The 24035-nt window shown below is 39.3% G+C and carries 21 protein-coding genes, 2 pseudogenes and 1 riboswitch; of the genes and pseudogenes, 15 read left to right on the forward strand and 8 right to left on the reverse strand.

The features are described from left to right. Nucleotides 1-112: 112 nt before the first annotated feature. The gene (locus STRIC_RS00145; RefSeq protein ID WP_008087341.1) at nt 113-1330 is read left to right on the forward strand and encodes an MFS transporter; all 1218 of its coding nucleotides are present in this window, start codon (nt 113-115) and stop codon (nt 1328-1330) included. A gap of 183 nt (nt 1331-1513) precedes the next feature. On the opposite strand, the pseudogene STRIC_RS00150 reads toward STRIC_RS00145, so the two are convergent. Beyond that, a pseudogene (locus STRIC_RS00150) lies at nt 1514-1985 on the reverse strand (NUDIX domain-containing protein). Between the two features lie 285 nt (nt 1986-2270). Beyond that, a complete protein-coding gene (locus STRIC_RS00155) occupies nt 2271-3758 on the reverse strand; it encodes a C69 family dipeptidase (RefSeq protein ID WP_008087247.1) in 1488 nt (495 codons plus the stop codon). Nucleotides 3759-3980: 222 nt separating this feature from the next. Between STRIC_RS00155 and STRIC_RS00160 the strand changes: the two genes are divergently transcribed. Beyond that, entirely contained in the window at nt 3981-5618 is a 1638-nt protein-coding gene (locus STRIC_RS00160; RefSeq protein WP_008087186.1) for a zinc ribbon domain-containing protein, read from the forward strand. A gap of 335 nt (nt 5619-5953) precedes the next feature. Here STRIC_RS00160 and STRIC_RS00165 read toward each other — a convergent pair whose 3' ends face one another. The 4 genes from STRIC_RS00165 to STRIC_RS00180 are packed head-to-tail and all read right to left on the reverse strand — an operon-like array spanning nt 5954 to nt 8721. After that, nucleotides 5954-6748: a TraX family protein gene (locus tag STRIC_RS00165; protein WP_008087078.1), complete on the reverse strand. Its 795-nt coding sequence runs from the start codon at nt 6746-6748 to the stop codon at nt 5954-5956. Between the two features lie 15 nt (nt 6749-6763). Continuing rightward, nucleotides 6764-7174, reverse strand: coding sequence for a DUF1093 domain-containing protein (locus STRIC_RS00170; protein ID WP_008086944.1), 411 nt, complete (start codon nt 7172-7174; stop codon nt 6764-6766). A gap of 13 nt (nt 7175-7187) precedes the next feature. Next, nucleotides 7188-7928 (reverse strand): hypothetical protein, encoded by a 741-nt coding sequence (locus tag STRIC_RS00175; protein WP_008087333.1) that lies wholly within the window; start codon nt 7926-7928, stop codon nt 7188-7190. Next, nucleotides 7915-8721 (reverse strand): ABC transporter ATP-binding protein, encoded by an 807-nt coding sequence (locus STRIC_RS00180; RefSeq protein ID WP_008087235.1) that lies wholly within the window; start codon nt 8719-8721, stop codon nt 7915-7917. Before STRIC_RS00180 ends, STRIC_RS00175 begins: the two co-directional genes overlap by 14 nt. Before the next feature lie 195 nt (nt 8722-8916). Between STRIC_RS00180 and STRIC_RS12310 the strand changes: the two genes are divergently transcribed. The 6 genes from STRIC_RS12310 (at nt 8917) to mgtA (ending at nt 15060) form a co-directional block, all read left to right on the forward strand. Then, nucleotides 8917-9237, forward strand: coding sequence for a response regulator (locus STRIC_RS12310; RefSeq protein ID WP_008087241.1), 321 nt, complete (start codon nt 8917-8919; stop codon nt 9235-9237). A gap of 25 nt (nt 9238-9262) precedes the next feature. Continuing rightward, nucleotides 9263-9652 (forward strand): winged helix-turn-helix domain-containing protein, encoded by a 390-nt coding sequence (locus tag STRIC_RS12315; protein ID WP_200857357.1) that lies wholly within the window; start codon nt 9263-9265, stop codon nt 9650-9652. After that, nucleotides 9649-10041: a hypothetical protein gene (locus STRIC_RS00190; RefSeq protein WP_008086928.1), complete on the forward strand. Its 393-nt coding sequence runs from the start codon at nt 9649-9651 to the stop codon at nt 10039-10041. Before STRIC_RS12315 ends, STRIC_RS00190 begins: the two co-directional genes overlap by 4 nt. Before the next feature lie 5 nt (nt 10042-10046). Next, the gene (locus STRIC_RS00195; protein WP_156033560.1) at nt 10047-10922 is read left to right on the forward strand and encodes a sensor histidine kinase; all 876 of its coding nucleotides are present in this window, start codon (nt 10047-10049) and stop codon (nt 10920-10922) included. 61 nt (nt 10923-10983) lie between these two features. After that, nucleotides 10984-12018 (forward strand): YdcF family protein, encoded by a 1035-nt coding sequence (locus tag STRIC_RS00200; RefSeq protein WP_008087382.1) that lies wholly within the window; start codon nt 10984-10986, stop codon nt 12016-12018. A 63-nt stretch (nt 12019-12081) separates the two neighbouring features. Continuing rightward, nucleotides 12082-12237: riboswitch (M-box (ykoK) riboswitch) on the forward strand. A 168-nt stretch (nt 12238-12405) separates the two neighbouring features. Further along, nucleotides 12406-15060 carry a magnesium-translocating P-type ATPase gene (gene mgtA / locus STRIC_RS00205; protein ID WP_008087023.1) on the forward strand — a complete coding sequence of 885 codons (2655 nt, stop codon included), beginning with the start codon at nt 12406-12408 and terminating at the stop codon, nt 15058-15060. A gap of 47 nt (nt 15061-15107) precedes the next feature. Here mgtA and STRIC_RS00210 read toward each other — a convergent pair whose 3' ends face one another. Together STRIC_RS00210 and STRIC_RS00215 are read right to left on the reverse strand one after the other, a co-directional pair. Further along, complete coding sequence (locus tag STRIC_RS00210; RefSeq protein WP_008087218.1) at nt 15108-16022, reverse strand: RluA family pseudouridine synthase; 915 nt, start codon at nt 16020-16022, stop codon at nt 15108-15110. Continuing rightward, a complete protein-coding gene (locus STRIC_RS00215; protein ID WP_008087090.1) occupies nt 16006-16197 on the reverse strand; it encodes a hypothetical protein in 192 nt (63 codons plus the stop codon). Before STRIC_RS00215 ends, STRIC_RS00210 begins: the two co-directional genes overlap by 17 nt. A gap of 228 nt (nt 16198-16425) precedes the next feature. Between STRIC_RS00215 and STRIC_RS00220 the strand changes: the two genes are divergently transcribed. From STRIC_RS00220 to STRIC_RS00245, 7 genes and pseudogenes are all read left to right on the forward strand, one after another. Then, on the forward strand, nt 16426-16806 hold the full coding sequence (locus STRIC_RS00220) for a RidA family protein (protein ID WP_008087025.1): 381 nt from the start codon (nt 16426-16428) through the stop codon (nt 16804-16806). A gap of 24 nt (nt 16807-16830) precedes the next feature. Further along, nucleotides 16831-19158 carry a penicillin-binding protein PBP2A gene (pbp2a, locus tag STRIC_RS00225; protein ID WP_008087047.1) on the forward strand — a complete coding sequence of 776 codons (2328 nt, stop codon included), beginning with the start codon at nt 16831-16833 and terminating at the stop codon, nt 19156-19158. 48 nt (nt 19159-19206) lie between these two features. Continuing rightward, nucleotides 19207-19359, forward strand: a complete 153-nt coding sequence (gene rpmG, locus STRIC_RS11665) for a 50S ribosomal protein L33 (protein ID WP_083835405.1) — start codon at nt 19207-19209, stop codon at nt 19357-19359. An 11-nt stretch (nt 19360-19370) separates the two neighbouring features. After that, the gene (gene secE / locus STRIC_RS00230; protein WP_008087208.1) at nt 19371-19547 is read left to right on the forward strand and encodes a preprotein translocase subunit SecE; all 177 of its coding nucleotides are present in this window, start codon (nt 19371-19373) and stop codon (nt 19545-19547) included. 145 nt (nt 19548-19692) lie between these two features. Next, nucleotides 19693-21207, forward strand: a pseudogene (locus tag STRIC_RS00235) (IS1182 family transposase). Nucleotides 21208-21301: 94 nt separating this feature from the next. Further along, nucleotides 21302-21841 (forward strand): transcription termination/antitermination protein NusG, encoded by a 540-nt coding sequence (gene nusG, locus STRIC_RS00240; protein ID WP_008087338.1) that lies wholly within the window; start codon nt 21302-21304, stop codon nt 21839-21841. 268 nt (nt 21842-22109) lie between these two features. Further along, on the forward strand, nt 22110-23906 hold the full coding sequence (locus STRIC_RS00245) for an albumin-binding GA domain-containing protein (protein ID WP_008087266.1): 1797 nt from the start codon (nt 22110-22112) through the stop codon (nt 23904-23906). The last annotated feature ends 129 nt before the right edge of the window (nt 23907-24035 follow it).

Below are 24035 nucleotides of genomic sequence, written 5' to 3' on the forward strand. Positions count from 1 at the left end.
ATCTTTAATTGAGTAAAAAATGAGTTGTTGATATTGGTGCGAGAAGGTGTGGAAGGTATTGGACAATGTTATAAGAGTAATTCTTATGTCATTTAGATAGGGAGTAAGAAGGATGAATGTCTTTTTTAAAAATAGGGACTTTAGACAGTTATCGCTGAATCAGGCTATTTCGCTATTGGGTGATACCATGTTTTATCTGGCCATTATGCAGGCTGTATCGGCTTATGCTTTTGCACCACTGGCGGTTTTTTTGATTACTGCTTCAGAGGAATTACCACAGTTATTGCAGTTATTTACAGGGAGCTTTGCGGATTTTCAAAAAAATAGAATCAACAAAATGCTGATTATGGGTTTTGCCAAGTTTTTGCTCTACAGTTTTGTAGCAGTCTTATCAGGAGGTGGATTGACCATTGTCAGTGTTGCCTTGATTTGTCTTATTAATCTTGTATCAGATACACTCGGTCGATTTTCAGGCTCCATGCTAACCCCTATTTTTATCAAATTACTGGGTGATGATGTTGCTGAGGCTATGGGTTTTAATCAAGCACTTGTAAGTATTGTGCAAGTTTTCGCAAATCTTTGTGGAGGCTTAGCCTTAGGCTTTATCAGTTTGCAGTGGTTTGCTATGATCAACGCCTTGACCTTTCTTTTTACTTTTTTAGGCTCATGTTATATTCGCAAGGATTTGAAGAGCTACGAAAAAGAACTGCCAGAAACAACAGACTTTAATTTGAAAAATTATATCAGCCATATGTGGCAGTCCTTACGGGTCTTATTTGGCTTTTCAACAATACTTAAGTTATTTGTTATCTTAGCTATTGGACAAAGCATTTTGGGAATGATTGTTCCTTTATCAAGCTTATTGCTGATTAAGCATCCTTTTTGGGGCTTATCGGTTGGCTTTTCTTTAGGCTTATTATCCATTGCTATTTTTGTCGGCATGCTTTTGGGAAATATCAGCACGACAATCTTAAGAAAGAGCTTATCGACGCGAAGGGCTGTGCTTTTTTCTCAAATGATGGGTTTTGTGATGGTTTTAGGGATCTTCTTCTCTCAATTTGCCGTGATTCTGTTTGGAGCTTTTGGGAATGTTTTCTTCATGGGAGTCATTAATCCTAGACTCCAAGAATTGTTCTTTAAGCATATTCCAAAAGATAAAATGGGAGCGATTGAGTCTGCCTTAGGTTTTCTCTTAACATGTATAGCAAGTTTACTATCTATGCTGATGGTATTTATAGCCACACAACATACCGCCTTAGCCGCTTATCTAGCGGTGGCCGTCTTGGCTTTTTCAAGTATTTTGTTAGTGAGGGTCAAGTCTTTCGAATAGCAAAAGAGTCTGGGACAAAAAGATTTTCATTTTAGAAATTCTACATTACCTGTTCTGATTTGTTAACAAAATAGAAATAAAAACGAACAAAGACAGCTTTTCAAAGTTTTAAGTCTATCTTTGTTCGTTTTTTCTAATTGTTGACGAACTTTTGTCCCAGGCTCTTATGATGCGTAAGAAGGCTTAGTCATAAAGGTGTGTAGCAGTTTTTACCACCTTTTTTTCGGTTTCAGACCAGTAGTGAATACGCTCAAAAGGGCCCTTTCGCCAATAAAGAGGTAGACGCTCACGGATATCTTTTTGCATATCCAGCTTATCCAAGTCTGCTATAGCATGCCATTTTGGGAATCCCTCACGCGACTCTGTCAGTAGCTCTCCTTCAAAGGATTCACATAGAAAGTCGTAATAGACATAGCGCTCTTTTTTGTCAGGATTGATAAAGCCAGAAATGCCCTTTAATTGAAGATTTAAAGCTGTGAGGCCTGTTTCTTCTTTTAGTTCTCGTAAAGCCGCTTCAAAGAAAGATTCGCAGGGCTCGACTTTACCCTCCTGGCTGAATCCATCCTGGGAAGTTATCATGTTGCCTATGGAGTAATAAAATCATATCGTTATGTTTGACACAAATATTGACCCAGTTTTTAATCGTTTCTATCATCAGATTTACCTCCTTTTTAGTATAGCATAAGAAAAAAGGGGAGAAAGAGGTTTCTTGTCATTTTTTGGCTTAAGGTTTCTTTAAGCAAGAAAGAATATACTATAACTATCCTAAATAATGGTTAGTTACCAATGGATAACTAATTCTTTTCATAACCCCTTCCTAAGTTAATCAGTTTTTCGTTAGAAAAGCTGGTTAGCTTTTTTTACAAATTTAAAAAGCTGCCTTTTTTCTCCTAGGTTAGGAAAAGTAAGACAGCATAGAGAGTCATTTTTTAACGTTTTGTTATGATTTAGTATTTTTTGATGAGGCTTTCTCACCGCTTTCTTTAACCAATTTGGCTTCAATAGCTTTTAAGCGTTTGAAAGTTTTTTCAGCGCGATCTAGTGAAACCTTATCAGCTTTTTCTTGAGCAGCTTTGGGGTCACTGGCTACTAAGTCACTGATTTCTTTGGTGCTTTTGTTCTGTTCGGCAATCCAAGTTTTTTCTAAGGATTTGATTTCATCAATAACCTGATGGCCAAATTTTTTAGGATTGGCAGCCACTAAATCGTTAATGTGAGAAACTGTCCAATACCATGATTTTCCATTGTAAGATGTGCTTTTTTCCTGATAAGCTTCATAGGTCTGGCTAATATTGCCTAAGTAAGGTAGGTAAGGGGCATTTCTTGGGCTTCCCATAGCAAGCCACATAACCCCTCCTCCAACTTGGTCAGGGATATCGTCTTTGAGTTGGAAAATATGGGCTTCCATGACGTTAGGATTTGAAATGGGATAAGCATAGCCTTTAGTGGCTTTTTTGGATTTTGGTTTACCTTTGCTATCTAGTTCCATCTGATCCAAAGGTTTGAGGTTAAGACCTTCAAAGCGGTTGCGCTGTAAGGCCATAGCGTCTTCTAAGCTGAAGGTTTTATCAGTGCTTTGAAAGAGTTCATAGGATTTATCTTTGTAGGTTACTTTTGAATCAGGATCTAACGCTTTGATGCCTGAGAAAGAGCGTGATCGGTTGGCATCATCTAGCGGTGGATTGTAGGAGCGAGATATGTGAAACTTCCCATCTACTTCGGTATAGGATTTGGCTTTTTGAGCCACTGTCATCAGGTCTTTTGAAGTAATGGTGCTGTCTTTATCTTCTAGATTGACATGTCCTAAGTAAAAGGTATTGGGAAAAACAGCGAATTTGTCATCAGGAAATTTAATAGCAGCATATTGGTGACCTGAAAGGATTTCCATATACCAGATACCTTCTTTATCAGCTATGGTCACGATATTACCTTCAGCAGAGCCTTTTTCAGCTACTATCTGAGCAATCAATTCAATCCCTTGGCGAGCTGTCTTCACACTTGGCAAAATCACACTGGCCATGGAAGATTCAGCAAGCCCATCTTTGACATAAGGGTCGATTTTTTGAATGGCATCGTTGGCTGACGCCGAAACTGTTGCTGACATGGAGACACCCCATTCATTGATACCTGCTTCGTCATAGACGCCTTCTTTTGGAGTAACATCTGGCACAGCAGTGTATTTATAAGAATGTGAAGGTAAAGGGTACTTAAACCCATTGGATAGGTCTTCCCACATGTCCTCTTCTTGATTATCCTTGGCTGCTCTAACGACAAAGGTCTTATTATGGTTGGGTTCTAAGTCTTCGGTACGTCCATAGAGAGTAGATCCATCTTTAGTTAGCTCTTTTCCGATAATGAAACCGGTACAGGCATAGGTGACGGGTTGAAAACAAAGGGCAGTCGCAACAGCTAATAGGCTTATTGTCATTTTTTTGGTTTTCGTCTGAAACCTCCTCGATTTTGATAACGCTTCCAAAAACATTATAAATCTGGCTTTGAAAAATTCAAGTTTTTGCTAAGAACTTGTCAAACTGTTAGTTATCTAAATATTGTGATAATGACGGAGAAAATAGGGAAGATTAGAAGAGATTATTCAATTTAATAAATTTTGGTATAATAGGTGTAAGTTGAAAAAGGATAGGAAGTAGATATGAAACTATATTTTCAGAAAAAAAGTGTTAAAATAGCCTCGGCACTTTTGGCTCTTTTCTTGCTCTTATTGTTAGCTTTTGGAGCATTTCATTATTCGAAAACAAATCGCATCAATGCTTATGTTGCAGCAAAGTCAAGCTCATCAGGAGCGGTTTTTGAACAGATTAAAGAGTATATGGTCTGGGCGGATACCAATGAGCAGATCACTAACGATGAAGCACGCTATACTCGTTTTAGCAGACTCAAATCCTCAGATGTAGCAGCAGAGAAAGAGCGATTGAAAAAGGCTGGACCAGAAGATGAGCTCTACGTCAAGTCGGTGGGGCGCAAATTCCTCATTTTCCCGGATTATCGCATAGCTGTGAAGCCCATCCGCTTAACCCTAAAAACTAACCTCCCCAATCTGGATCTTCTGTTAAATGATAAAAAAGTAGCTGTCTCAGATTCAGAAAATTTCACCACAACCCTCGAACGCTTACCAGCTGCAGATTATAGAGCAAGTGTCTATGGTTATCATGAAAATCACAAAATCAAAGTTAGTAAAACTTACGATGGGCAAAATGAGTTGTTGGATTTAAGTCTTCTCTTTAAGACCTTCACAGTTGTCAGTAATGTAAAAGATGGAGAGCTTTACTTTGATGACAATCGCGTCGGTACCTTATCAGATGGTCAATTTCAAGTAGAGGATTACCCTGTCACTGAAACAGCACAAGCCATGATTAAAAAGCGTTTCCCAGATGGTCAGCTCAAGTCATCTAAGCATCCTTTAGCTCCTATTGAGAATGGGTCTCAGCTGGAGATTACTGTTGATAATTTGCTTGGAGACGACAAAGCAGGTCAACTCCTAGTGGCTGCTTTTGATCAGTTGCTAGCTTATCTCAATGCAGGACAAGATTCTGCTCAATTTGCTACCTTGTTTGAAGAAGGCGCTAATAACGATTTTTACAAGGGCTTAAAGGAATCTGTTCAAGCTAAATTTCAAACTGATATTAGAAAAGCCTCTTCTCTAAGTACTCCCTCAATATTACTGACAAAAGTAACACAAGTTGGTAAGAAAAGTTACCTTATTGATTTTTCGGCCACCTATGATTTTCTTTACAATAAGGAAACGGATCCTGCCAAATCGACTTCAGGAAATGTCCGTCAAGAATTAGTTGGAAAGATGCCTGTTAAGAAAGTCGGTCAAAACTACCTTGTCAGTCAAAAAGGTGCTAAATCCATTACAGTTGCTAGTGAAGACAATCAAGTCAAAGCGCCATCGCTTTTCCCTGAAGCACTCTTAGGGACATGGTTAGGACAAAAGTCTGACATGTCTATCAGTATGACCTTGAGTGAAGATGGCACTGTTACGACTAAGATTGATTATAAGAACCCTAACACCCCAGGCCTGTCTAAGTCGGTTAAGGTGAAAAAAGTAGAAGAAAAAGGAGAAGGTATTTACCTTTATAGGCTTGATCAAGGGACTGATACCAGTGTCCTAACCCCAGGTGGTGGGCTAGGAGGGATGAATGTGAAATACGCCTTTGGCTTCCAAGTTGCAGGTCAAACAGCTCATCCTATTGTTTGGCAGACTGGTCTTAATAGTGACTTTGACTATAGTAAACCCTTACCAGGTATAGAACTTAAAAAACAATAAGATTGTCCAGAGACAAACAAAAGACCCAGAAATATGATTTCTGGGCTCAGACGGTAGACGAACCCCATCTCCCTATACCAATAGGATGAGGGGGTTTGCAAGGGTTTTACTAAATGTCCTATTTCTGCGAGCGAAAGCGAGCTTATTAAGGCTATTTCCGCCGTGCTGAAAGTGTCTAAAATTCTTCTAAGAAATCGCTACCGTCCGACAGCACCTAAGGAAAGTAGTAAAAAGTGACTTTTTCTTCAAACAAAAGACCCAGAAATCATATTTCGGGGTCTTTTTTCTCTCTCAAAAGTTAGTATGATATCAACAGTCATCTAATGATTAGGATATTACACAATACCTGATTGAAGCAAGTAGTAAGCTAAGAGGTAAAGGCCATAAATATGGGCTGGGTAAAAAATGTAAAAGAAGTATTTGCTGCCTTTTCCACGCTTACCATTATAAAGAGATATTAAAAAAATAGCAAAGACCATCATCCATTGGTAATTTTGGCCATTAAAGAGTCCCATGATACTAAAATCCGGAACAGCAACAGCTGTAATAAAGGAAACGATGATTAAGCAAAGGCACTGAATAGTTCTTTTCTCTCTAAAAATGTAAAAACATAGTACTAGGATAATCGCTACAATATTAGCTTCTACCATAAGGTAAGAGGGAATAAAGAAAGCTAATTGTATCAAAAATGGATTTTGCGCGCATAGAAATGGTAATAGGCTACTGAAGATTGGCAAAGAAAAGAGGAGAATTCCTTTGGCTACTTTTTTCTCTCTAATCAAGTCAACTGCTCTCATGGCTATGGTAGCTAAGAACATGGTCATAAAGATATTGTTCATCAAAACGACAGAATGAACATGAATAGGAAAAACACTACTAATGATGTCTGTAGCAATGATCATGAGAGCTCCTGCAATATACAGGCGCAGACTGTAACGTGTCTTGGAGCGTGTGTGGTAAAACCCTTCAGCACACATGAAGAGAAATAAAGGAAGGGCCATTCTACCAAGCATATTAAGGATGGTAAAGTCAGCAGCGTAATAAAACATTTGGTGAATATGATCGCCCACCATAAGGAGAGCTCCAATGAGTTTAAGTTGAAAGCCATTTAGGCTGAATTTTTTGGTCACAGATTTCTCCTTTCTCTAATGTGAATGGGCACTGTTGCTTTGGGCCTTAATGGCTTGTAAAGCCTTTTGAGGAACTTTTTCTTGAGAAATGATTCGTTCACCAACAATGATGGTTTTGGAGTGTTCGACTTCCACATAGCTTCCTGGAGCAGGATAATCTTTTTTGGTGCCTCGAAAAGTGATTTCTAGCTCTTTTTCCTTGCCTTCTTTGTTAAAAGCTTTTAAGGGGTATACTTTACCAGGTAAGTCTTTGATGTCCTTGCCGTCTTTATCTTTTAAATAGGAATCTTTACTATTGTCACTATCCAAAGGAATTTGGGTGTAATAATAATCATCAACCACATAGCGATCGGTGTAATATTGTTTACCCCAAACGGCAAGACCGATAGCGGCAATCATGGTAAAAAAGAAAATGGTTTTTTTCATAGGGACTTTCTCCTTAAAATTCTAATTCTTTCTTTTTGAAGAGCTTTTGAGTCACAATGATAGGCAGAATAAGGTAAACTAGTACTCCTATTAGAGAAAGCCATTCCAGATGGCCATCTGTTAATTGAACGATAAGCTTTTGTAAGAGGTTTTTGAAAAGTGCAGGACTAGGGTTAAATGAGCTGTCTTTTAAAAAGTGGTTGAAGGCTAGTGATAAAAGGCCACAAATGGTATTGGTTGCAAGCAAGATATAAAGAATCAAACCTGAGATAGCTTGTTGTTGATAAAAGACTAGGACTTGTGCAAAGGTGATGTAGCCAATGACTAAAATGGCTTGAAGCAGCCAGTGAGTAGCCAAAACAAGGTTTTCATCTGAGGTTAAGGGGATTCCAGTCAGGTAAGGCACTAACCACATTAAGAAAGCAGAGAGACTAGCTGTGGTCAGTGTCAAAAGAGCTTGTTCTAAAAACTTAATAAGGATAATTTTTTGTCGAGAAATCCCAAAACCGATTGCCACCTGCATGGACTTGCTCTTAAAATCATCATGATAAACTGCTAGAAAAATAGCTACTCCCAGAACAACGGGGAAAAAAGAAGGGATAATATCTGTTTTTAAGAGGAATTGTTGGGAGGTGAGATGGGGATTGAATAAGATAAAATAGAGTGCTAGAAAGGCTGCTAAGTATAAGCCAATAGTGGCAATAAATGATTTTTTATTAATAATACGCATCAAATCTGCTTTAATGTAATTCATGTTGACCTCCGATTAAATCAAAGTAGTAGTCTTCTAGAGACCGTTTTTTCTGTCCGGAAGTTAAAACAGGAATATTGTTGACTTCCAATAAGGATAAGGCGCTAGCATAAAAGTTATCAGGAATCTCGATAATGCTTCCAAGGCTTTGTAAATCATCTTGTTCGATTTCTTTGATGATTTTTCCTTGGTCTAAAATGCCAAAACGAGTTGCTGTGTGTTCCAGCTCTCCCAAAATATGAGAGGAGACAATGAAGGTAATGCCTTGTTCTTGGTTAAGTTTTTTTATCAGTTGACGAATGTCAATGATGCCTTGCGGGTCCAAACCATTGACGGGTTCGTCTAAGATGATGATTTCAGGTGAACCAAGTAGGGCATTGGCGATGCCTAAGCGTTGCTTCATCCCCATAGAGAAGCTCTTAAAAGGTGCTCTAACCCCTTTTAGACCGACTAATTGTAAAACGCGAGGAACTTCAGTAGCACAGTCTAATTGCTTTAGACGGCAGTAATAACGAAGGTTGTCTTCGGCGGATAAGTAATCAAAGAAGTTTTTTCCGATAAAAAAGCCGATTTTTTGACGTTCGCTGGCCAAATCTTCTGACTTGAATCGGCCATTGATACTGATTTGGCCACTTTGAAAATGACTGAGTCCGAGTAGGGTTTTAAAGATAGTAGTCTTTCCGGCTCCGTTTAGACCGACTAGCCCGTAGATATCTCCTTTGTTGACGTGGAGGCTTAGGTTTTGGATAACTTGCCTGTCACCGTAGTATTTATTGATATTGTCAAGTGTAATCATAAGATCTCCTTTTCTATAGGACTAGTTTAATGCTCTAAGCTTATGACAAGCTAACCCCAACCTTAACTTAACCTTAAATCGACACAAAGTAACATTAAAGATGGCTATTTGTAGTAAAAACGGCTGTTTTTAGGCTTTACATGGTTTGTTCAATAGTGGCTTTTATTGTATGATAGAAGAGTGAGGAGAAAGCCAATGGAAAATGCTGTACTAGATAGACCAATCTTAATTGTTGATGATGAAGAAGACCTCTTGCAATTGCTTGATATTTCCTTGCGAAAAGAAGGTTTTACTCATATTTATCTGGCTAAAAATGGAAGAGAAGCTCTAGACATCTTTAAAAGAGAAGCCATTGACATGGCCTTGCTTGATATTTCCTTACCAGATATTGATGGCTATGATATTTGTAAGACCATTCGCCAAAGCTCAGATATTCCTGTCTTGTTTTTGTCTGCCAGAGGAGATGAGATGGACCGGGTAATTGGCTTAGCTACAGGTGCGGATGATTATAGTTAGTAAGCCTTTTAGCGTTAAAGAAGTATTGCTTAGAATTAAGATTCACTTGAAGCGCTATGGTCAAGCCAACCAAAAAAGTTCCCTTCAAGAAGAGACTTCTGAAATCATTGAAGTGGGACCATTTCGGATTAATACCAAAAGCATGTCCGTGTGGAAGCATGGTGTTCTTGTTCCACTAAAAGCCAAAGAATACAAGATGTTTCTCTTTATGGCTGAAAATAGCCAACAAATCATTAGCAAAGAGCGTTTTTCACAAGAAGTTTGGGGAGAAGACTATTTTGGTTTTGACAATACCATCACCGTCCATATTCGTCGCTTGCGTGAAAAATTAGAAGATTCCCCCTCTCATCCCAAACATATCTTAACGGTAAAAGGATTGGGCTATAAATTGATGCCAGGTGATACCCAGAAATGAAAAAGAAATTAACCTTACAATACACTCTAAGTGTTGGTCTGGTTGCTATTTTGATTTTAGTGGTTAATTTTTTAGCCATTATACTACTAACCTATAGCTATCAAGCCAAACGGGGTGTCAATGAAGAAGTAGAAACCTATGTGAGAGGCTTTTCTAAGCATATTACTGTTTCAGATGGACAAGTGAGCATTTCTCAAGCAGGCAAGAATTCTCTTGATCAAAAAGGCTTGTGGATTCAAGTGCTAGACCAAGTAAACAATGAAGTAGCGAGTTACAGACGTCCTAAGGCAGTCAAAACTCATCACGACAGTATTGAGTTGGTCAATGGCTATAAATATGCCGGAACCTTTGATGGACAGTCAGAAATGCTTTTTGGCCCGTTATCCTGATTGATGTGATTACGGTCTTATTGTTAGGCTATTTGTTTAGCCTTCATCTAACCAAGCCCATTAATAAAATGGTGACCAGTATTGCTGACTTATCAACAGCTAACTTGGAGCAACCGTTAGTCAGTAAAGGTATTTACAAAACTGTTTTTGAGCAAATTAATCGTTTGTCTCAACGCTTAAAGAGTAATGAAATTGAGCGTCAAGAGATTCAAAAGATGAGACAAGACTGGGTGGCTAATGTGACCCACGATATCAAAACTCCGCTAGCTTCGATAAAAGGTTATGCCGAATTATTGGAATCGGACATGCCCCTAGACAAGTCTGAAATCAATCAATATGCCGACATTATTCAAAATAAAGCTGATTATTTAACCGATTTGGTTGCTGACCTTAATTTAGTCATGCAATTGGAAAATAGACAGTCTCTCTTGCATAAAGAAAAGGTAAATTTAATTAGCCTAGTTAAATCACTCATCATAGAGGTTTTCAATGATCCCAAGTACCAGCATATTCATGTAGAATTCCAAAGTCAGCTGCCAGTAATTGAACGTCAAGTAGATATCAAATTAATGAAGCGGGCCATTGCTAATTTAATCTACAATGCCATCCTTCACAATGACAAAGTAGTCAATATCCTGATTAAAATTGTGGAAGACAACAAGCTTCATATTTGGGTTGTTGATGATGGTAAAGGGGTTAGTGACGAGGATTTACCACGACTTTTCAATCGTTATTACAGAGGAACGAATACAGGTGAAGCCCATAAAGGGTCAGGGCTTGGCATGGCCATCGTCAAAGAAATTATCACAGCACATGACGGTGAAATCCATGTTCACAGTCATCCTGGCAAAGGGATGGCCGTTGATATGATGTTGCCATAATCCTCTTGTTTCCCCTTTATTCAGTCAACAATGACAGTTATCATTCGAGAAAGGAATAGCCATGTCTTACCTTATCATTCCACCAATCATTTTTTGGTTGCTTTTTCTAATCATCTATCTAAAGGAACCAAGAACACTCTGGTTAGGAACAAGCCTTATAGCCGCAGCTGGGGTTTCAATGCTCTGCCTTTTGATATCCATTTTTGCTTTTAAAAACCCTGATTTAACAGAAGAACAGTTGTTTCTTGCAGGGATAGCTGCAGCAATACTTGCTTTTATCTTAATGATTATCCCCCTCGCCTTAATTTTACTCTTTATTGTGAATGGTATCCGCCTACTCAAACGAGAAGGTTTTTCCATGCGAAATCTACTCTGGCTAGCTATGGGGGTTGGGATGCTTTCCTATCCATTTGTGACAGGTCTATTGCAACGAAGTTTTGAATACTTCCGCTTTTCGGAAATTCCCTATGAGATGGTGGCCTTGATGATTACTTATTTGTTTATTCTGGCTTCTATTTATACGTTGTCTAGCCTATTAAACACTTTTTACCTCAAACCTGATCATCCAGATTATATTGTGGTCTTAGGTAGTGGCTTAAATGGTGACCAAGTCACGCCCCTGCTAGCTAGCCGTATCAAGAAGGGCATTGCTATTTATCAAAAAAATCCTGGCAGTCAATTGATTATGTCAGGCGGTAAAGGAGAAGATGAGCTAATTGCAGAAGGAGAAGCTATGTATCAATATGCCATAGCACAAGGTGTCCCTGAAGAAGCAATCTTAGTGGAAAACCAATCGCGCAATACTCGGGAAAATATCCTCTTTTCTAAAAAACTCATGACCAAGTCACAGCATTTTTGTTTGGTAACTAACTATTACCATTTGTTTAGAGCCTTGCTCCATGCTAAAGCCTTAAAGAGTCCTTGTCGTGGCTATGGTGCCAAGACCAAGCTCTATTTCACCTTAAATGCTTTTATCAGAGAATTTGTGGGTTACCTTTACCTCAAACGAAAACTACATACCATAGTACTACTTATTTTATTAGGAATTTTCACCATTTTAAGATTGATTGTTTTTATCACTTCTGGACAACTTTAAATTTGGTTTGCTTATTTTTAAAATAAGGGTTGACAAATAAATCTAATAGGACTATACTGACACTAACTAAATCGGTAGGTGAGACTACCATAGGGATACGGATGACTACCGCAAAATAGTGGAGACACTATACGCTGGTCAGCAGTCTTTGTCGTTAAGGCACAGACTAATGTCATTTCATCGCCCTATGATGTTAAAGCTTGAACGGTGAGAGAATCTATTAGTGTGCATTAATAGGGCTTATCGTCTTGCGACGGTAAGCCCTATTTTTTGTGGAAAGGAGTGGTGAAGATGTCGAGCGATGATCATCCGATAAGTCAACAAGAGATTACGATTAGAAAGCTATCAGTCGGCATCTTTCTGACTGGTAGAAGATGAGGTTTTTAAATGAAAACAACAAGAGAAAGACTCTTACAAGCCTGCCAACAACCAGTAGAGCAAACACTCCTTGAACTAAAGAGTAGCCAAGAAGGACTCAGCCAAGATCAAGTCCTTATTAATCAATCCCTATACGGGGCTAACCGATTTATCAAGCCTAATCAACCTGGCTTATGGTCTAAATTATACGATGCCATTATCAACCCCTTTACCCTTATCTTGTTGGTAATTGCCTTGGTTTCTTTTTTGACCAATGTCTTATGGGCAGCATCAAGGGAAAAAGATCCTACAACAGTCATTATTATCTTATTTTTAGTAGCAGTATCAGGAGCTATTCGTTTTTTTCAAGAGCTCCAAAGCGATAAAGCTACAAGCCATTTATCTGAAATGATTGTCAACAAAGCTACCGTTATCAGAGACAAGCAAAAAACAGACCTTCCCATCACAGATTTGGTGGTCGGAGATGTGATTCATCTGAGTGCGGGGGATATGTTACCAGCTGATGTTCTATTGTTTGAAACGCGAGATTTTTTTGTTCAAGAATCAAGCTTGACAGGTGAAAGCGAGCCAGTTGAAAAAGTAAGTCATGGTCAAAACAAAGAACAAGCAGAATCATTATTAGAAGCACAATGCCTTGCTTTTATGGGGTCCAATGTCATTAGTGGCAGTGCCTATGCTTTAGTTCTTGTGACAGGAAATGACACGCAGTTTGGTTCTATTCAAGCAAGTTTGACAGCTATTGATGAAGCCACTAGCTTTGAAAAAGAAATGGAACACATCTCATGGTTGCTCATCCGCTTGATGTTAATATTAGTGCCCCTAGTTTTTCTCATCAATGGCATGACAGATGGGGATTGGTTAGAGGCAGGTGTTTTTGCTCTTAGCGTAGGAGTTGGCCTTACTCCTGAAATGCTTCCCATGATTATCACTGCTAGTCTAGCTAAAGGCTCTATTGTCATGGCTAAAGAAAAGGTGATTATTAAAAAGTTGAATGCCATTCAAGATATAGGGGCTATCGATGTCTTGTGTACAGATAAGACAGGCACCTTAACTCAAGATGAGGTGGTTTTGGAATACCCTTTAGATATTCATGCTGAGCTTGATTTATCAGTTATTGAGCAAGCCTACCTCAACAGCTATTACCAGACTGGCCTTAAAAATTTATTGGATCATGCTATTATTGGACGCACTCATAGAGAGGCTAAGGAACATCTTTTTTTACGTGACTTAGACAAGCGTTACACTAAAATCGATGAACTGCCTTTTGACTTTGAACGACGTCGCATGAGTGTCATGGTGACAGACCAGACAAAAGAAAAACGAATGGTGACAAAAGGTGCGCTAGAAGAGATGCTAGGTATTTCCAACTGGGTTAAAGATGGGGATGCTATTTTACCTATGACGCAAGCTGTCCGTCAAAATATCCTGGACGCAGTGGATGACCTCAACCAACAGGGGTTACGCGTCCTTGGGATAAGTTATAAAAGCTTTAGTTCAGAAACATTGGACTTCACAGTATCTGATGAATCAGATATGATTCTAATGGGTTATTTAGCCTTCTTGGATCCCCCTAAAGAATCCGCTGCCCCTGCCATAGAAGCCTTAAAAAAACATGGAGTTGCTACTAAGATTTTAACTGGTGATAACGAAAAAGTGAGCCAAACCATTTGTGAGAAGGTAGGGCTTGATATCACTCAGGTTTTATTAGGTTCAGACATTGAAAATCTGTCAGACCAAGAATTACAAGTTCAAGTAGAAAAGACAAGTCTTTTTGCCAAATTATCTCCACAGCAAAAAGCACGTGTTATTTATGCTTTAAAAGCCAACGGTCATAAAGTGGGCTATATGGGAGATGGTATCAATGATGCCCCGTCGATGAAAGTGGCAGACGTTGGAATTTCAGTTGATAGCGCAGTAGATATCGCTAAAGAAGTGGCAGATGTTATCTTACTCAACAAAGACCTTATGGTTTTAGAAAAAGGAATAATAGAAGGTCGTAAAGTCTATGCTAACATGACGAAATACATCAAAATGACGGTTAGTTCTAATTTTGGTAATATTTTTTCTCTACTGGTAGCCAGTGTTTGCCTTCCTTTTTTACCCATGTCACCAATTCATTTGATTGTGCTTAATCTGATTTATGATTTAAGCTGTGTGGCTCTTCCTTTTGATCATGTGGATCAAGCATTCTTGAAGAAGCCTCACTCATGGACAGGCAAGTCCATCACACGCTTCATGTTATGGATGGGACCTATTAGCTCTATTTTTGACATTTTGACCTATGCTATTATGTTCTTTTTGATAGCACCACTGGTTTTAGGTGGACACTATCACATGGTCAGTGATAAAAGTCTCTTTGTTACTGTCTTTCAGACAGGCTGGTTTATCGAATCTATGTGGACACAAACCTTGGTGATTTACCTTCTACGGTCAGCTAAGCTATCTTTGACACAAAGTAAACCCGCTCCGCTACTCTTAGTTAGTACGCTTTTAGGACTTGCCTTTGTCACCCTACTTCCTTTTAGTCCCTTGGCAAATCTTTTTAAACTCTCTCCTTTGCCATTACTTTATTTTATTAGCCTCTTTTTGGTCTTATTAGCTTACTTGCTATTAGTGACTTACGTAAAAGCGCGATATATTAAACGTTACCACGAGTGGTTATAAGCGAAAAATTCTTAAAAACAAGACAAAACCCTGAAGAAAACTAGACTTCAGGGTTTTACTTTTTTGAGTGCTGTTTCATTAGCTAATATGGCTTCAAAACTATTAGACTTAGCCTTGATACAAAGGTCTTGATTGGTCAAAGGGTGCCTAAAAGAGAGCTGATGGGCATGCAGCATGAGGCGTTTGACTGGTGAACTAGGATAATAGAGAGGATCTCCTAAGAGAGGATGCTTGTGATGGGTCAAATGCACCCTGATTTGATGAGTGCGACCTGTCTTGAGCTTGCAGTTAATCAGACTAGAGCTTGCAAAAGTTTTAAGTACCCTGACCTCTGTGATAGCTCTTTGTCCCTGCTTAGGGTCCACAAGGCGTTTACGGCGGTCATGCCTGTGACGCCCAATAGGATCTCTAAAGGTCATCTCTTTTTTGTCAAAGCTCCCTTGAACTAGAGCCCAGTAATCGCGGTGAATATCTCGGTTTTCTAATAGGCGATTGAGAATGGGTAAGATAAAAGGATTTTTGGCAAACAAAATGACACCGCTAGTTTCCATATCCAAGCGATGGACCACATAGGCTGTCTGACCAATATAAGCCGACACGTGATTGAGCAGAGCCAACTCCTCGGGCTGGTTACCGTGAGTTTTCATTCCTTCGGGTTTGTTGACAATAATAAGGTGCTCGTCCTCGTAGAGGCAATCAACTAAGTCAGGATTGCCAAAGTGAATTGTCTTAGCAGGGTAGGCTTCTTGGTCAAAGAAGAGGGTGACAGTATCCCCCTTAGCGATGGGACTTTGCCAGTTAATAGGTTCTTGATTGATCCAGATATGTTTTTTTACCCGCAAAAAATGCCTGATTTTACGTGGAATCAGTAGCTTTTCTTCGAGAAAGCTTTTGACCGTCGTGGTTTCGTAGGGATTGTCAAAGCTTACATAAAAGCCCTGCTCCTTACTTCTTGTCTTCATCAAGCCAAGCATGGTATTTTTCTAAGAGATTGATGGCCATTTGAGTAGCAAGAGCAGCAGAGAAGGCTTCTGTACCCTCGCGCTTATCATTAGCCACTTCTAGACGTGTTTCATCGTAGATGGCTTTGAGGCTATTAGGGGATAGGGTTTCTTTAAAGGCTTGAAATTTGTTCATAAGACATTCCTTTTCTAAATGATAGTGATACCCTATTATAGCATTTTTTAGTCTTAGCATGGTAGTTTTCGTTAGTTGGAGATAGGTCAGATAAGGCTTTTTCCTTCTAAAAAATAGCATATTACAAGAAAAAGGCTTAAAAACAGCTAGCTGGTAGTTTTTTGATATAGGATTTGAGGAGAAATTGTTATAATATGAAAAGATACTGAACCAACAAAGGAAGAAGTCATGAATACTATTAGACGCTATGATGTGAATGAAGAGTGGGCACACACGGGACTTGTGGAAGCTGGTGATTTTTATTTTTTAAATTACTGCTGCGGTAATCTAGGACAAGATATCGAGAGTCAAATTAATGGTGCTTTTGATGAAATGGAGCGACGCTTAAGCATGGTGGGACTTACCTTAGAAGCAGTTGTCCAAATGGACTGTCTCTTTAGAGATGTCTGGAATATCCCTGTCATGGAAAAAATCATCAAAGAACGCTTCAACGGTAAATACCCTGCACGCAAGTCTATTCAGACAGAGTTTGCTCATTCTGGAGGTGCAGATGGGTTGCTTTTTCAAGTGGATGCCGTTGCTTACTCCAAACACATCACAGTCTCTTAGGATGACTTAATGATAGATTAACTGATGACATTTTTAGAATTGTTACAAAAAAAATTCTTCCCAAAACGCTATCAGCAAAAACAGGCTGCAAAGCAAGAGGCTGAGCAAAGAGCTCATGATTGGGAAGAGGATCCTTTTTTAGAAAACGAGGAAGGCTTACAAGCAAGGGATGCTTCCCAAAGCTCTCAGTCAGCCTTTCAGCGGAGTCAAGCCTATCAAGATAAGCCCAAGAAGCTGTCGCCTTGGAGGCAAAAGCTAGAAGCTGTCTTGCCTTCGCCTCAAAACCCTATGCGTCGTTTTTGGCGTCGTTACCATATTGGTAAGTTCTTACTTATAATAGTAGGAAGTATGGTATTGATTTTGGGGTCTTATCTCTTTTACTTATCAAAAACAGCTAAGGTATCGGACTTGCAAGATGCGTTAAAAGCAACGACAGTCATTTATGACCATGCTGGGGAGCAAGCGGGGAGCCTATCTGGACAAAAAGGCACCTATGTGGAATTGGATGCTATCTCGGATGACCTTGAAAATGCGTTTATTGCCACCGAGGATCGTTCTTTTTATAGTAATAACGGGGTTAACTTCAAACGCTTTATCCTGGCTGTGGTAACGGCTGGACGCTTTGGTGGTGGTTCGACCATCACACAGCAGCTAGCCAAAAATGCTTACCTCTCACAGGATCAGACTATCAAGCGTAAAGCGCGTGAGTTCTTTTTAGCCCTTGAATTAACGAAAAAATACAGTAAAAATGACATTCTGACCATGTACCTCAATAACTCCTATTTTGGAAATGGGGTTTGGGGCATTGAGGATGCCAGTCAAAAATATTTTGGTACTTCAGCAGCTAACTTGACCTTAGATGAAGCAGCTACCTTAGCTGGTATGCTTAAAGGGCCTGAAATTTATAACCCTTACTATTCCATTGAGAATGCCACTGCTCGTCGTGATACGGTCTTGGGAGCTATGGTTGCGGCTGGAAAAATCAGCCAGGAACAAGCCAGCCAAGCTCAAACCATTGGAATGGGCAATCGCTTAGCAGATAGCTATGTGGGAAAAACAGAGAATTATCAATACCCTTCTTATTTTGATGCGGTCATTAATGAAGCTATCTCTCGTTACGGTATTTCTCAAAAAGATATTGTCAACAACGGTTATAAGATTTACACCGAGCTAGATCAGAATTACCAGACGGGGATGCAGACCACCTTTAACAATCTTAGCCTCTTTCCTGTTTCTGCTTTTGACGGGACCACATCAGAAGGTGCAAGTGTAGCGCTAGATCCTAAGACAGGAGCTGTCAGAGGCTTGGTGGGGCGTGTGAATAGTACCGTTGACCAGCCTTTTAGAAGCTTTAACTACGCCACACAGTCTAAGAGAAGTCCAGCTTCCACGATTAAACCACTTGTAGTTTATGCACCAGCTCTAGCAAGTGGGTGGTCTATTGAAGAGGACTTACCTAATACCGTTCAAGACTTTGATGGCTACCAGCCACATAACTACGGCAATTACGAATCAGAAGATGTGCCTATGTATCAGGCGCTAGCCAATTCTTACAACATCCCTGCAGTATCTACCTTAAAAGAACTGGGGATTGATAAGGCCTTTAGCTATGGTCAGAAGTTTGGCCTCAACATGACAAAGACCCCTAAAGAACTAGGGGTAGCACTAGGAGGTAGTGTCACGACCAATCCTCTTGAGATGGCTCAAGCTTATTCGGCTTTTGCTAATGATGGGGTCATGCATAAAGCCCACTTGATTAGCCGTATTGAAAATGCTAGAGGAGAGGTCATCAAGTCCTTCACAGATAAGCCTAAGCGCGTGGTCAGCCAATCAGTCGCTAACAAGATGACTAGCATGATGCTTGGAACCTTTTCTAATGGTACAGGCGTTAATGCCAACGTTTATGGCTATACCTTAGCCGGTAAGACAGGTACAACGGAGACAGACTTTAACCCAGATCTTTCAGGAGACCAGTGGGTTATTGGTTATACACCGGATGTGGTTATTAGTCAGTGGATTGGATTTGACAAGACAGACGAGAATCATTATTTATCCGATTCGAGTGCGGGAACAGCTTCGGCCATTTTCAGCACGCAAGCCTCCTATATTTTGCCTTATACTAAGGGCTCATCTTTCAAGGTAGACAACGCCTATGCTCAAAATGGTATTGCGGCTGTCTATGGCATCAACGAAACCCAGACCGAGACTGCCTTAGATTATCAGTCCATCATTGATGGCTTAAGAAAGTCAGCTGAGGAAGCTTCCAAATCCTTATCGGATGCAGTCGATCAATCAGGCTTACGAGAAAAAGCACAGTCCGTCTGGAAAGATATCGTGGACTATTTCAGATAGCTTGCGGAAAAATGATATTCATGTTAGAATAATGTCTACGGAGGCGTTATGGCACAGAAAAAAGCAAGCCTAGCGTGTGTCGAGTGTGGTAGCCGCAATTACTCTATCGGGGTAAGTAGCACACCTAGAGCAACACGCCTAGAAGTTAACAAATATTGCAAACATTGTAAAAAATACACCCTGCACAAAGAAACACGTTAGAGGAGAGACAAATGACATTCATCAGTGGCATTTTTAAACTCTTGAAAGACACAACATGGCCAGATCGTAAACAACGTTGGAAAGATTTTATCTCAGTACTTGAGTACACAGCTTTCTTTACGGTGATTATCTTCATCTTTGACCAGTTGCTCTCAAAAGGAGTTTTATCACTTATTAATTATTTTTAATTCCTAAAACAGCTTGGGAAAAGCAAAGGTTGAGACATATGTCTCAACCTCAGATTGAAGACAAAGCCCTAGAAAAATGAATTTCTAGAGCTTTTTTGTTCGCTAAGAGTTATAATAAAGACAAGAATCTCTAGGAGGTCTCTCTATGTTCCACAAAGAAAATCCGAACTAAAATCGTAATCAAGTTGGCTTTTATAGCTTAGATGAGTTGGTCCCTAAAGACCATCTCTTACGTCAAATTGACCAAGCCATTGATTTCTCATTTATTTATGACTTAGTTGAAGATAGTTATTGTGCTGATAATGGTCGTCCTAGTTTGGATCCCGTTATGTTGATTAATATTCCTATGATTCAATGTCTGTTTGGCATTCGTTCTATGCGTCAAACTATCAAAGAAATTGAAGTCAATTTAGCTTACCGCTGGTTTCTTGGCTTGACTCTAGAAGATAAGGCGCCTCATTTCACAACATACGGCAAGAACTACAGCCGTCGTTTCCAAGATAAACAAGTCATTGAAGCCATCTTTTCTCATATTCTAGGTCTCTGCCTCAATGCTGGTTTGATTGATCCTACCGAAATCTTTGTGGATGGGACTCATATCAAGGCAGCTGCTAATCATTACAAATACATCAACCAGGAAGTTGAGGCACAAGCTAAATTTATGAGTGACCAATTGGAGAAGGAAATTGCCAAAGATAGGGAGAAACACGGAAAAAAGTCCTTAAGGCTCGCCAAAGAAAAAGAGCCCGCAAGTAAGAAAATGTCTACAACAGACCCTGATAGTGGTTGGTTTCATAAAGGAGAGCATAAATAAGTCTTCGCTTATAACGCTCAAGTTGCTTGTGATAAACATGGTTGGGCATTGGGGTATAGTATTCACGCTGGAGATGTCCATGATAGTCAGGCATTTCCTGAACTCTTTGACAAGATTAAAGCATTGAACTCTCATTATCTCATTGCTGATTCTGGTTATAAAACCCCAAGCATCGCTCATTACTTATTAACTCTAGGTGTCATACCAGTTTTTCCCTATACAAGACCTCATAGTAAAAAGGACCTGCTTCGGCCAAAAGAATTTATCTATGATGAGTATTATGATGTCTATCTTTGTCCAGAAAACCAACCTTTGCACTATTCAACGACTAATCGAGACGGTTACCGTGAGTATAAAAGCGGTCCAGCTATTTGTCAGACTTGTGCTCTTTTATCAGTTTGTACCCAGTCGAAGAACCACCAAAAAGTCATCACACGTCATTTATGGAAAGATGACTTAGAAGTCTGCGAAGACATCCGACACCAACTAGGGATGAAAGAGCGTTATCAACAGCGTAAAGAGACTATTGAACGCTTGTTTGGGACAGCTAAAGAATACCATAACTTACGCTATACGAGATTAAAAGGAAAGTCCAAAATGGGGGCAACCCTTGGGCTTACTTTAGCGTGTTTAAATCTGAAAAAATACAGCAAATGGATGGCTGGAATAGCCTTATTTCTTTGCCTGAAAGTTGCCAAAATGAGGCAAATCATCATAATGATAGTAAAAGAAAAGACAAACTGGAGGTTTAGACCAGTTTGTCTTCAATCTGAGGTTGAGACATATGTCTCAACCTTTTTTAGTATCTTTATGAGAAAAGAGTTTAGAGGCTGCAAGCTTGTGTAATTCATTGACAGCCTGTCTGTCTTCTACTATAATAAAGGGGAAGAAACCTCGCAAAAGCCTATCATGGCTTTTTTATAATGAAAGGAAATCAAAGATGTTAGATTCTTTTGACAAGGGCTGGTTCGTCCTACAAACTTACTCAGGTTACGAAAACAAGGTGAAAGAAAACCTTCTCCAAAGAGCGCAAACCTACAATATGCTAGACAATATTCTCCGTGTAGAGATTCCTACACAAACGGTCAATGTGGAGAAAAACGGTCAAACGAAAGAAATTGAAGAAAACCGCTTCCCAGGATATGTCTTGGTGGAGATGGTCATGACCGATGAAGCTTGGTTTGTCGTGCGTAACACGCCAAACGTTACCGGATTCGTAGGATCACACGGGAACCGTTCAAAACCAACCCCACTACTTGAAGATGAAATTCGTGCTATCTTATTATCAATGGGTCAAACCGTTGATGTCTTTGATACCAACATCAAAGAAGGTGACGTGGTTCAAATTATTGATGGTGCCTTTATGGGTCAAGAAGGCCGTGTTGTCGAAATTGAAAACAACAAGGTTAAACTCTTGCTTAACATGTTTGGTTCTGAGACAGTAGCTGAAGTGGAATTATATCAAATCGCAGAATTGTAAATAGCAATTAAATAGTCAGTCAAATTTAAAATTTCTAACAAAACAAACTAAAAATCTAGTTATCTAATTTTCAGATAATTATGTTTTTTCTTATTTCAAAAGGTTTTAATGGATTTTTAGAGGGTTGAGCAAAGAAAGTGATTGTAAATAAATGAAAATGACTTTTAATATTGACTTAAGGAATGATAAAAATTCTAATTAGAATAAGGTTATCCGCAGAGATAATTAAAATAAAACTTCCGTAAAATATTTAAAGGGGAATAGGAACATGGAAAACAAGAAGATGAAATACTACTTGAGAAAATCAGGATTCGGACTAGCTTCAGTATCAGCAGCGTTGATTGTAGGAACTAGTGTAGCACAAGCTGCCGAACCTTCATCAAATATTAATGTGGAAATTATGCAAGCGGCTGTAAGTGATTTAGATTCACAAATTAAGAAATCATATGATTTAATTAACAGTGAAGATGCTAAATTGAGTAGTGTAGCAACTGCTAAGTTGCAACTTGCTATTGATAAAGCGGTGAAAACATTAATGGAAAGTTCAGATGTTAATGAACTTATGAATGTGACAATTGAAATGGCTAGTGCAAAAGCTGATTTCAATAACACTATTACTGCTATAAAAGCATCAATTGCAGATCAAGAAAAACCAGCAGCGGAATACGCAGAAGCTTTGGCAGATTCTAAAGTTCAAGAATTGGATAATCTCTTTGAAAAGCAAGCTTTAACTCAAGCTCAGAAGGATGAATTTGAATCAAAAATTCAGGCTGCAACAGATATTGATTCTTTAAATTCATTGCGTGCTGAAATTAATCAAGCTGAACAGGATGCAATTAATAGTAAAGCAGATTTAGATAAAGCCAAAGCAGATGCTAAAGCAGCATTAGCTGCAGCCGGCGTTAGCGACTTTTACGTAAGTAAAATTGATGGTGCTAAGACATTAGCTGGAGTAGAAGCTCTTAAAGAAACTACTTTAGCATATGTAAAAGCATCTGCACTTGAAGCAGCAAAAGAAGCAGCAAAAGAAGCAGCGAAAGCAGAGTTAGCAGCAGCAGGCGCAAGCGACTTCTACATCAACAAAATTGATACAGCTAATACAGTTGACGGTGTTAACGCTCTTAAAGATGCAACATTGGCGTCAATGAAAGCATCAGCTCTTGATGAAGCTAAAAAAGCAGCGAAAGCAGAGTTGGCATCAGCAGGTGTAAGCGACTTCTACATCAACAAAATTGATGGTGCTAATACAGTTGAAGGCGTTAACGCTCTTAAAGATGCAACATTGGCGTCAATGAAAGCATTAGCTCTTGATGAAGCTAAAAAAGCAGCGAAAGCAGAGTTGGCATCAGCAGGTGTAAGCGACTTCTACATCAACAAAATCGATGGTGCAAACACAGTTGAAGGTGTTAACGCTCTTAAAGATGCAACATTGGCGTCAATGAAAGCATTAGCTCTTGATGAAGCTAAAAAAGCAGCGAAAGCAGAGTTGGCATCAGCAGGTGTAAGCGACTTCTACATCAACAAAATTGATGGTGCTAATACAGTTGAAGGCGTTAACGCTCTTAAAGATTCAATTCTTGGTGCATTAGCAAAACCAGAAGACAAACCAGAAGTAGATGCTTTAGCAGCAGCTAAAGAAGCAGCGAAAGCAGAATTAGCTGCAGCAGGCGTAAGTGACTTCTACATCAATAAAATCGATGGTGCAAACACAGTTGAAGGTGTTAAAGCACTTAAAGATGCGATTCTTGCCGCTTTAGCAAAACCAGAAGACAAACCAGAAACACCTGAAGTCCCAGAAAAACCAGAAACTCCAGAAACACCTGAGAAACCTGAAATGCCTGAAACTCCAGAAAAACCAGGTCAATCAGTACCAATGGCAGAATTAACACCTGCTAAGAAAGTTGCACCAGCAGCTAAAGCAGAGAAAAAAGCAGAAGCTAAGAAAGAAGAAAAACAACTTCCTTCAACAGGTAATGCTACAAATCCATTCTTCACAGCAGCAGCAATTGCAGTTATGGCAGGAGCAGGTATGGTTGCCGTTTCAAGCAAACGTAAAGAAGATTAATCCTATTTACCCATATACTATCTTAAGAAGTTCCATGCTTTTTGAGATTGAAAAGACAGGTCTTTTAGATCTGTTTTTTTGCTTATCTGCTTTTGAGAAGTTTCTGATGCTTACTTTTTAGGAAAGATA

The organism is Streptococcus ictaluri 707-05 (assembly GCF_000188015.2).
Taxonomy (GTDB): domain Bacteria; phylum Bacillota; class Bacilli; order Lactobacillales; family Streptococcaceae; genus Streptococcus; species Streptococcus ictaluri.

Bases quoted from the DNA above. Each gene is read 5' to 3' on its own strand.
- STRIC_RS00145 (WP_008087341.1), top strand. From the start codon at position 113: ATGAATGTCTTTTTTAAAAATAGGGACTTTAGACAGTTATCGCTGAAT.
- STRIC_RS00155 (WP_008087247.1), bottom strand. From the start codon at position 3,758: ATGACAATAAGCCTATTAGCTGTTGCGACTGCCCTTTGTTTTCAACCC.
- STRIC_RS00160 (WP_008087186.1), top strand. From the start codon at position 3,981: ATGAAACTATATTTTCAGAAAAAAAGTGTTAAAATAGCCTCGGCACTT.
- STRIC_RS00170 (WP_008086944.1), bottom strand. From the start codon at position 7,174: ATGAAAAAAACCATTTTCTTTTTTACCATGATTGCCGCTATCGGTCTT.
- STRIC_RS00175 (WP_008087333.1), bottom strand. From the start codon at position 7,928: ATGAATTACATTAAAGCAGATTTGATGCGTATTATTAATAAAAAATCA.
- STRIC_RS00180 (WP_008087235.1), bottom strand. From the start codon at position 8,721: ATGATTACACTTGACAATATCAATAAATACTACGGTGACAGGCAAGTT.
- STRIC_RS12310 (WP_008087241.1), top strand. From the start codon at position 8,917: ATGGAAAATGCTGTACTAGATAGACCAATCTTAATTGTTGATGATGAA.
- STRIC_RS00190 (WP_008086928.1), top strand. From the start codon at position 9,649: ATGAAAAAGAAATTAACCTTACAATACACTCTAAGTGTTGGTCTGGTT.
- STRIC_RS00200 (WP_008087382.1), top strand. From the start codon at position 10,984: ATGTCTTACCTTATCATTCCACCAATCATTTTTTGGTTGCTTTTTCTA.
- mgtA (WP_008087023.1), top strand. From the start codon at position 12,406: ATGAAAACAACAAGAGAAAGACTCTTACAAGCCTGCCAACAACCAGTA.
- STRIC_RS00210 (WP_008087218.1), bottom strand. From the start codon at position 16,022: ATGAAGACAAGAAGTAAGGAGCAGGGCTTTTATGTAAGCTTTGACAAT.
- STRIC_RS00215 (WP_008087090.1), bottom strand. From the start codon at position 16,197: ATGAACAAATTTCAAGCCTTTAAAGAAACCCTATCCCCTAATAGCCTC.
- STRIC_RS00220 (WP_008087025.1), top strand. From the start codon at position 16,426: ATGAATACTATTAGACGCTATGATGTGAATGAAGAGTGGGCACACACG.
- pbp2a (WP_008087047.1), top strand. From the start codon at position 16,831: ATGACATTTTTAGAATTGTTACAAAAAAAATTCTTCCCAAAACGCTAT.
- rpmG (WP_083835405.1), top strand. From the start codon at position 19,207: ATGGCACAGAAAAAAGCAAGCCTAGCGTGTGTCGAGTGTGGTAGCCGC.
- secE (WP_008087208.1), top strand. From the start codon at position 19,371: ATGACATTCATCAGTGGCATTTTTAAACTCTTGAAAGACACAACATGG.
- nusG (WP_008087338.1), top strand. From the start codon at position 21,302: ATGTTAGATTCTTTTGACAAGGGCTGGTTCGTCCTACAAACTTACTCA.
- STRIC_RS00245 (WP_008087266.1), top strand. From the start codon at position 22,110: ATGGAAAACAAGAAGATGAAATACTACTTGAGAAAATCAGGATTCGGA.